6 protein-coding genes and 1 pseudogene are annotated in these 8,726 nt (G+C 40.4%); all 7 read left to right on the top strand.

Features of this window, described 5'->3' with window-relative positions:
* Nucleotides 1-77: 77 nt before the first annotated feature.
* The gene (locus tag HVN35_10625; GenBank protein NYB52996.1) at nt 78-2,096 is read left to right on the top strand and encodes a DUF11 domain-containing protein; all 2,019 of its coding nucleotides are present in this window, start codon (nt 78-80) and stop codon (nt 2,094-2,096) included.
* 574 nt (nt 2,097-2,670) lie between these two features.
* Complete coding sequence (locus tag HVN35_10620) at nt 2,671-4,461, top strand: DUF11 domain-containing protein (GenBank protein ID NYB52995.1); 1,791 nt, start codon at nt 2,671-2,673, stop codon at nt 4,459-4,461.
* A 349-nt stretch (nt 4,462-4,810) separates the two neighbouring features.
* Nucleotides 4,811-5,497 carry a peroxiredoxin gene (locus tag HVN35_10615; protein ID NYB52994.1) on the top strand — a complete coding sequence of 229 codons (687 nt, stop codon included), beginning with the start codon at nt 4,811-4,813 and terminating at the stop codon, nt 5,495-5,497.
* A 95-nt stretch (nt 5,498-5,592) separates the two neighbouring features.
* Nucleotides 5,593-6,300 carry a superoxide dismutase gene (locus HVN35_10610; GenBank protein NYB52993.1) on the top strand — a complete coding sequence of 236 codons (708 nt, stop codon included), beginning with the start codon at nt 5,593-5,595 and terminating at the stop codon, nt 6,298-6,300.
* Between the two features lie 384 nt (nt 6,301-6,684).
* The gene (locus HVN35_10605; protein NYB52992.1) at nt 6,685-7,986 is read left to right on the top strand and encodes a phenylacetate--CoA ligase; all 1,302 of its coding nucleotides are present in this window, start codon (nt 6,685-6,687) and stop codon (nt 7,984-7,986) included.
* Between the two features lie 138 nt (nt 7,987-8,124).
* Nucleotides 8,125-8,556 carry an ACT domain-containing protein gene (locus HVN35_10600; GenBank protein ID NYB52991.1) on the top strand — a complete coding sequence of 144 codons (432 nt, stop codon included), beginning with the start codon at nt 8,125-8,127 and terminating at the stop codon, nt 8,554-8,556.
* 50 nt (nt 8,557-8,606) lie between these two features.
* Nucleotides 8,607-8,708: pseudogene (locus HVN35_10595) on the top strand (zinc-ribbon domain-containing protein).
* The last annotated feature ends 18 nt before the right edge of the window (nt 8,709-8,726 follow it).

Below are 8,726 nucleotides of genomic sequence, written 5' to 3'. Positions count from 1 at the left end.
GAATACCCTCCTTGGTAGAATTTTCCCAACTAAAATGTTTATGGGATTTATCAACTATAAAAGGAGGTGAAAAAAGTTTGAAGACAAGAAATATACAGGGAATTGTCCTTCTTCTAGGTCTGCTATTACTATTATTTGCTACTGTTTCTACAGTTACTGCTGCAAACACCATCTACGTTAACAATGCCACCGGAAATGATGACAACGATGGATTAACACCTGCCACTGCCAAGGCCACCATACAAAACGGAACCAACACCGTGGATGACGGTGGAACAGTTTTCGTAGCGGATGGAACCTACCCAGAGCACATAATAATTGACAAGAACGTAAACCTTATCGGTCAAAGCCAAACAGGCACCATAATCGACGGAACCAACAACGGAAGACCACTAACCATCCAATGGGGAACAACCGTAAACTTGAACAAATTAACTATACAAAACGGACGCGCTACCGGAAATATTGGTGGTGGTGTCTACAATCAGGGTAATTTGAATATGACTCAGTGTACAGTTAGTGGAAACACCGCTAATAGAGGTGGTGGTATCTACAATAGGGGTAATTTGAATATGACTCAGTGTACAGTTAGTGGAAACACCGCTATTTATGATGGTGGTGGTATCTACAATACGGGTAAGTTAAATATGTCTCAGTGTACAGTTAGTGGGAACACCGCTGCCGCTACGGGTGCTGGTGTCTTCGATAGTGGCACGTCGACTATGTATCAGTGTACAATTAGTGAAAACTCCGGTGTCTCTCAAGGTGCTGGTGTCTACATCAATATTTATAGTATGCCATCTATGTATCAATGTACATTTAGTAGGAACACCGCTGTTAATGAGGGTGGTGGTGTCTACAATTACTATGCTAAGCCATCTATGTATCAATGTACATTTAATGGGAACACCGCTGTTAATGATGGTGGTGGTGTCTACAATTACTATGGTACGCTGATTATAGATACTTCCACTTTCATCAGTAACAATGCCGGTGCTAATGGTGGAGCCATCTTCAATCACCATGGTACATCCATCATCAACCAGTCTCCCTTCTTAAGTAACACTGCATCTTCTGGAGGAGCAATTTATAATTTCTATGTAACTTTTACTGCTAATTTCTGCCGTATTTCAGGTAATACTGCTAGTAGTGGTTCAGGAAACGCGGTATACGCCAATGATGGTACCAATAACTTGGAAAAGAATTGGTGGGGTTTAAACCAGCCAACCTTCTCAGTCCTGCTTTATGGAGTGTCAGATCCTACTGTTTGGCTTTACATGACCATCGATGCTGCTCCTAACCCTATTAACAATGGTGCTACCAGTCTGGTGACAGTGAGTTTCAACAACTTCTTCGACGGAACTACAGTTACTCCGTTTAATCCTGCAGTGGGGCATATTCCGGATCTTACTCCGGTTAGGTTCCAGACAGATAAGGGAAGCATTGGAAGTAAAATCATTGACAAAACCACTCTTAATGGTGTGGCCACGGCTACTTTAACTGCCGATGAAACTGCAGGTGTGGCTAAAGTAAACGGAACCACAGATTCTCAGACAGTAAGCAAGGATGTGACCATTAACCCTAAATCTAGTCTCTACCTCACAGTTACACCGAGTAAGACCAATCCTGTGGCTGGTGAAGTTGTGACCTACACTCTTAAAGTGGGTAACAATGGACCGGACGCTGCAGAAAATGTGGTGATGACCTACACCTTACCCGATGGTATGGAGTTTGCAGGAGCCAGCGATGATATAGGCAACCAGTGGACCTATGATCGTGATACTAGAACCCTGACCTGGAATTTGAGAACTGTGCCTGTGGGAGACCCCACTCTAATCTTAAACCTGCGCTTTTTACGTGCCGGAGACTTCCTCATCAACCCACAACTTTCAACCACTACCTACGACCCCACCTTAAACGAGGAAACTCAGTCCCTATCCATGGATGTTCAAGCAGCACCCTTAGTGGTTCAAGCTGGAAGTTCAGTTCGTTCTAAAACCGTGGGTATGCAGAGCACTGGAATATCACCAGTAGGCGTTATCCTGGCCATATTTATGGTACTGGGCGGACTCATATCAGCACATAAAAAAATATGAGTGGAGGAAACCCTCCTCCACTTTCTTTTTCTATTTTTTCCCCAGGAATCTCTTTTTTTTATAGATTTTTCAAGGACAAATATATAGAACATTGTAGTCTAGGCGGGTTTACCCAATCAAAAACTCTATTCTTTGAGAACATCCTTTTAATTATTTTAACCCAGTTAAACGTCATAAAACATGCTATACATTTATTATGTGTAAATTTGATAGATATGAGCGATTGGTATTAGTTTTAAAGGTGATGTGTTCTGAGAAAGAGATTTTATCCTATATTGATATGAAGATTCCGTTTATCTTATTTCTGATATAAAAAATGTCTCTGTGAAAAGATATGTCATCAATATATGTATATTAAGATGCGAAATATTACTATGAATTCATATTTTGCTTATCCATGTGGCTATTTTTTTCGAAAAATTGATAAATGGAATATAACCACAATATTAGTTATATGAGGGTATAATTCGTATAATTGTTGCCAAAAATACAAGCTTGAATACCCTCCTTGGTAGAATTTTCCCAACTAAAATGTTTATGGGATTTATCAACTATAAAAGGAGGTGAAAAAAGTTTGAAAACAAGAAAAAACCAAATTATCCTTCTTCTAGGTCTGCTATTTCTGTTATTTGCTACTGTTTCTACAGTTACTGCTGCAAACACCATCTACGTTAACAATGCCACGGGAAATGACAACAACGATGGATCAACACCTGACAAGGCCAAAGCCACCATACAAAACGGAACCAACACCGTGGATGACGGTGGAACAGTTTACGTAGCGGATGGAACCTACCAAGAACACATAACCATTAACAAGAACGTAAACCTCATCGGTCAAAGCCAAACAGGCACCATAATCGACGGAACAAACAACGGAAGACCACTAACCATCCAATCCGGAACCGTGAACCTAACCAACTTCACCATACGAAACGGAGGCAATAGTAACGGTGGTGGTGGTGTCTACAATCAGGGTACTTTGAATATGACTCAGTGTACAATTAGTGGAAACACCGCTATATATATTGGTGGTGGTGTCTACAATACGGGTACGTTGACTATGTTTGGATGTACTGTTAGTGATAACAGGGCTAACATTGCTCCAAGTGGTGGTGGTATCTACAATATGGGTGGGTTGAGTATGTCTCAGTGTACGGTTAGTGGAAACTCAGCTGATTTAGGTGGTGGTGTCTTCAATTGTGGTCCGTTGACTATTAATTGTACCACTTTCACCAGTAACACTGCCAAGACAGGTGGAGCCATCTACAACTTTGCTACATCCAACATTAACCAGTGTAACTTCTTAAGCAATACTGCAATTGAAGGAGGAGCAATATATAATCTCCTTGAAGGCCTGACTGCTAATTTCTGCCGTTTTTCGGGTAACACTGCTTATATTTCTGGGAACGCTGTACGTGCTATTTCTGGTGTCAATGACTTGGAAAAGAATTGGTGGGGTTTAAACCAGCCAGTCTTCTCAGATCTGCTTTCAGGAGTATCGGCTCCTACTGTTTGGCTTTATATGACCATCGATGCTGTTCCTAACCCTGTTAATAATGGTGCTACCAGTCTGGTGACAGTGAGTTTCAACAACTTCTTCGACGGAACTACAGTTACTCCGTTTAACCCTTCAGTGGGGCATATACCGGATCTTACTCCGGTTAGGTTCCAGACAGATAAGGGAAGCATCGGAAGTAAAATCATTGACAAAACCACTCTTAATGGTGTGGCCACGGCTACTTTAACTGCTGATGAAACTGCGGGTGTGGCTAAAGTAAACGGAACCACAGATTATCAGACCGTGAGCAAGGATGTGACCATCAATCCCAAATCCAGTCTCTACCTCACAGTTACACCGGGTAAGATCAATCCTGTGGCTGGTGAAGTTGTGAGCTACACTCTTAAAGTGGGTAACAATGGACCGGATGCTGCAGAAAATGTGGTGATGACCTACACCTTACCCGATGGTATGGAGTTTGCAGGAGCCAGCGATGATATAGGCAACCAGTGGACCTATGATCTTGTTACCAGAACCCTGATCTGGAATTTGGGAACTGTGCCTGTGGGAGACCCCACTCTGCTTTTAAACCTGCGCTTTTTACGTGCTGGTAACTTCCTCATCAACCCACAACTGTCAACCACTACCTACGACCCCACCTTAAACGAGGAAACACAGTCCCTATCAGTAAATGCTCAACCAGCACCCCTAGTGGTTCAAGCAGCATCCTCTGAGGTTCAAGCTAGAAGTTCAGTGAGTTCAAAAACCGTGGGTATGCAGAGCACAGGACTACCGCCAGTAGGCGTTATCCTGACCATATTTATGGTACTGGGCGGACTCATATCAGCACACAAAAAAATATAAGTGGAGGAAACCCTCCTCCACTTTCTTTTTCTATTTTTCGTTCCAACCCATACTTTAGAATCCATAATTGATATAAAATTGTTGATATAAATCTTCATTCCCTAAAAATCCATCTATTTATAGCATTCACTTATTATGGTAATGGGGATTGATTCAATTTATTTAATGAATTAATTTTGAAAATTTTAGTGATACATTACATTCGCTCTTTTAGATCATCTTTGTAAAATATCACCATGCAAAAGATCTCCATCGCATCTTTTGATAAAATCACCATTAAAATAAAAATAAATAAATTAAAAAAGGGGACAAAAATATTAGTGTTAGAATTTACCAAAGGGGGTAAAAAATGGGAGAAAAAGTTTACGAACTAAGAAAAATAAAGAAAAAAGGTTTAGGAATGCCACTTATAGGGGATAAATTTCCTAAAATGGAAGTTCAAACCACCCAGGGAATGATGAAACTACCCAAAGCTTTCAAAGGCAAATGGTTCGTTTTATTCAGCCACCCAGCTGATTTCACACCGGTATGTACCACTGAGTTTGTGGCCTTCCAGCTTCGTTATGAGCGTTTCAGGGAAATGGACTGTGAGCTTATCGGATTATCCGTGGACCAGGTTTTCTCACACCTCAAATGGATTCAGTGGATATCAGATAACTTAGATGTGGACATTGAATTCCCTATAATCGCAGACACGGGTAAAGTTGCCAACACTCTGGGCTTAATCCACCCCAACAAAGGCACTAACACTGTCCGGGCGGTGTTCATCGTTGATCCACAGGGTATTATAAGAGCCATGCTTTACTACCCCCAGGAACTGGGAAGGAACATGGATGAAATTCTCAGAATGATAGAAGGATTCCAAACTGCTGAAGAGAAAAGCGTGGCCATACCCGCCAACTGGCCCCGTAATGAAATTATTGGCAAAGGACTCATCATTCCTCCAGCTGCCGACATGGAAACTGCAAAAAAAAGAACCAAAGAATATAAATGCTATGACTGGTGGTTGTGTTACAGAAACTACTATAAATGGTAGGATAACTAAAAAAATGTTAATTGAAGCCTAAAAAAACTGGGAATGGGATAAAAAATACTTCAATATACTAAAAGATTGTACGAAGGTGATAAAAAATGGCAAAAAAAGTATATGAACTTCCCTCACTACCCTACGGCTACGGAGATCTGGCTCCCTACATATCAGAAGAGCAGCTCCAGATACACCATGATAAACACCACCAGGCTTATGTTGATGGTGCCAATGCACTGCTTGCAAAATTTGACAGCAGACCCGGTCTGGAATTTGATGTGAAAGCCGTGGCCAAGGAGTTATCTTTCCATGTCGGAGGATTCGTCTTACATAAACTCTTCTGGGAGAATATGGCACCTGCACCCAAAGGTGGAGGGGAGCCAACGAGTACCCTAGCCAAGTATATCAATAAAGATTTCGGAACATTTGAAAGGTTTAAACAGGAATTCTCGCAGGTAGCAGTCAGTACTGAAGGTTCAGGATGGGCTGCTTTAACCTTTTGCAGGGGCACGGACCGGCTTTTCATCACCCAGATTGAAAAACACAATGTAAATGTGATCCCCCACTTCCGGGTTTTAATGGTTCTAGATGTGTGGGAACACGCCTATTATTTGGATTACAAGAATGTCCGCCCAGAATATGTGGAGGCCTTCTGGAACATCGTCAACTGGGAAGAAGTCAACCGCCGCCTGGAGGTTGAACTCTTATCAGGAGCTTTGAACCTGGTGGATAACCGTAGGATACTGGACATGAAACTTGAAGAGTTCCGGGAAAACTTTGATGACTGGCTAGAATCCTTTGAGAAAAAGTGATTCTCCTATCTTCTTTTTTTATTAACAAGCCAATAAATTGTAAAATCATTAGGTCTATGTGTAAAATCATCTGTTTAAGTATTGAAATTAATGGATTTGTTATAATTATTATCTTAAATAAATTAATAGAAAGTCTTTATACTTTAAAAAAATCTTCTGGCTTGAATTTAGGAAGTATTAAATCAATTCACTGAATTTTTTTGAAGAAATCTAAAAATAACAGGGTTAATGTAGCTTATTATAATAGATGAATGTATCTTTATAATAGTTTATGTAAATAGATGATAAAAAGCTGAAAATCAAATTTGACAATTTGATGTTAAAGTTAGACCTACCAAAATTAATTATTTAAAGTTATATTTATGGTACCTTTGAGGTGTGGAAATGATCTGGAATGAAAGAGCTGAGTGCATGTCAGCCTCACAGAGAGAAAAATTACAGCTAAAAAGATTGCAGAACGTTGTTAAAAGAGCCTATGAAAATGTTCCTTACTATAAACAGAGATTTGACCAGGAAGGAGTAAGTCCTGATGACATTCAATCACTGGAGGATATAATTAAACTGCCTTTCACCACCAAAAGTGACCTTAGAGATGCCTATCCCTTTGGAATGTTCGCAGTTCCTGAAGAAGATATTGTTGAAGTACACACATCCTCCGGAACAACAGGAAAACCAACTGTTTCAGGATACACTAAACGAGATATTGAAATATGGAGTGAAGTCATGGCCCGGACCCTTAGCATGGCCGGAGCCACCAAGAAGGATGTTATCCAGAACTGCTATGGATATGGGCTCTTTACTGGAGGACTGGGAGTGCACTATGGAACACAGAAAATAGGGGCAACTGTGATTCCCATCAGCGCCGGGAACACTCAACGCCAAATTGAAATAATGCAGGATTTCCAAAGCACCATAATTACCTGCACACCCAGCTATGCTCTTTACCTGGCCGAGGTTCTGGAAAAAGAGGGTGTGGATAGTAAAGATCTTAAGCTAAAAGCAGGGGTTTTCGGTGCTGAAATGTGGACTGAGGAGATGAGAAATGAAATTGAACGAAGACTTAACATTTCTGCCCTGAATATCTACGGACTCACCGAGATCATTGGTCCTGGAGTAGCACAGGAATGTCATGTGAAATCCGGACTGCACATATTCGATGATCATTTCTATCCCGAGATCATTGACTCCAACACCCTTGAAACGTTACCAGAAGGTGAAAAAGGAGAACTAGTACTAACCACCCTAACCCGGGAAGGAATGCCCATTATTCGTTTCCGGACCCGCGATATAACCGCCCTCCGTCATGGTCCATGTGAATGTGGTAGGACGCATATTAAAATGGATAGAATCACCGGCAGATCCGATGATATGCTTAAAATCAGAGGAGTAATCGTATTCCCCTCTCAGATTGAAAGAGCACTCCTTAAAATACCTGGAATGGAACCAGTATATCAGATCATTGTAAAAAGACCTGAGCAACTGGATGAACTAGAGGTTCATGTGGAAACATCCCCTGCTTTATTTTCTGATGAAGTAAAACATGTGGAACAGGTGAAAAAAAATATAGAAAAACAGATACACAACGAAATCGGATTGAGAGTAACTGTTACCCTGGTGGAACCTGGAAGTCTGCCCCGTAGTGAAGGTAAAGCCATCAGAGTAGTTGATAAAAGAGGCTTAGGGTGATTAATAAATCTCAAGTTCTAATTTAGATGAAATAACTTAAGTTCAGTAGATTACATTCAGACATTTATATTAATGAAATTAGGGGATTTATTTATTCATCAGATCGTCAATAAATTAGTTCAATAAGGGGTTGCGTAAATGAAGTTAAAACAAATATCAGTATTTTTGGAAAATAAAAAAGGAAGACTCTGGAAAGCTATGAAAGTTCTGTCAAATGCAGGTGTAAATATAAGGGCTCTTTCCATTGCAGACACCTCTGAATTTGGAATTCTGCGAATGATAGTTCCTGATCCTGATCTAGCAGAGGAGGTTCTGACTGAAAACAACTTTGTTGTTAAAGTCAATGAAGTTATTGCTGTGGAAGTTCTTGATGAACCTGGTGGACTGGCTACTATTCTTGGAATTTTCAACAAAGCTGATGTTAACGTTGAATACATTTACGCCTTTGTTGAGAAAAAAACCAATAAAGCTATCGTTGTGATCCGCACTGAGGATCTTGATGCCGGAATCAAAGTTCTTGAAGATGAAGGGGTTGACATATTAAAAGCAGAGGATGTTAATCTTCTTTAACATTCACTTTCTACCTGTATATAATAACTCCAAGAGCATAACCATATTAAATACAATTTAACCTAGAGGGAGGGGTAAAACTGAAATGTTCAAAATGTAGGACTGATAACCCTGAAAATGCTAAATTCTGTGAAGAATGTGGAAGCGAACTTCCACCTTCAATTAAAGAG

This window comes from Methanobacteriaceae archaeon, assembly GCA_013403005.1.
In the GTDB taxonomy this organism is placed as follows: domain Archaea; phylum Methanobacteriota; class Methanobacteria; order Methanobacteriales; family Methanobacteriaceae; genus Methanobacterium.
The sequence above is the reverse complement of the archived record's forward strand: the minus strand, read 5'-3'. Positions and strand labels throughout refer to the sequence as shown.

Excerpts from the sequence above, each read along its gene's own strand:
- HVN35_10615 (NYB52994.1), top strand. The coding sequence starts at position 4,811 with ATGGGAGAAAAAGTTTACGAACTAAGAAAAATAAAGAAAAAAGGTTTA.
- HVN35_10610 (NYB52993.1), top strand. The coding sequence starts at position 5,593 with ATGGCAAAAAAAGTATATGAACTTCCCTCACTACCCTACGGCTACGGA.
- HVN35_10605 (NYB52992.1), top strand. The coding sequence starts at position 6,685 with ATGATCTGGAATGAAAGAGCTGAGTGCATGTCAGCCTCACAGAGAGAA.
- HVN35_10600 (NYB52991.1), top strand. The coding sequence starts at position 8,125 with ATGAAGTTAAAACAAATATCAGTATTTTTGGAAAATAAAAAAGGAAGA.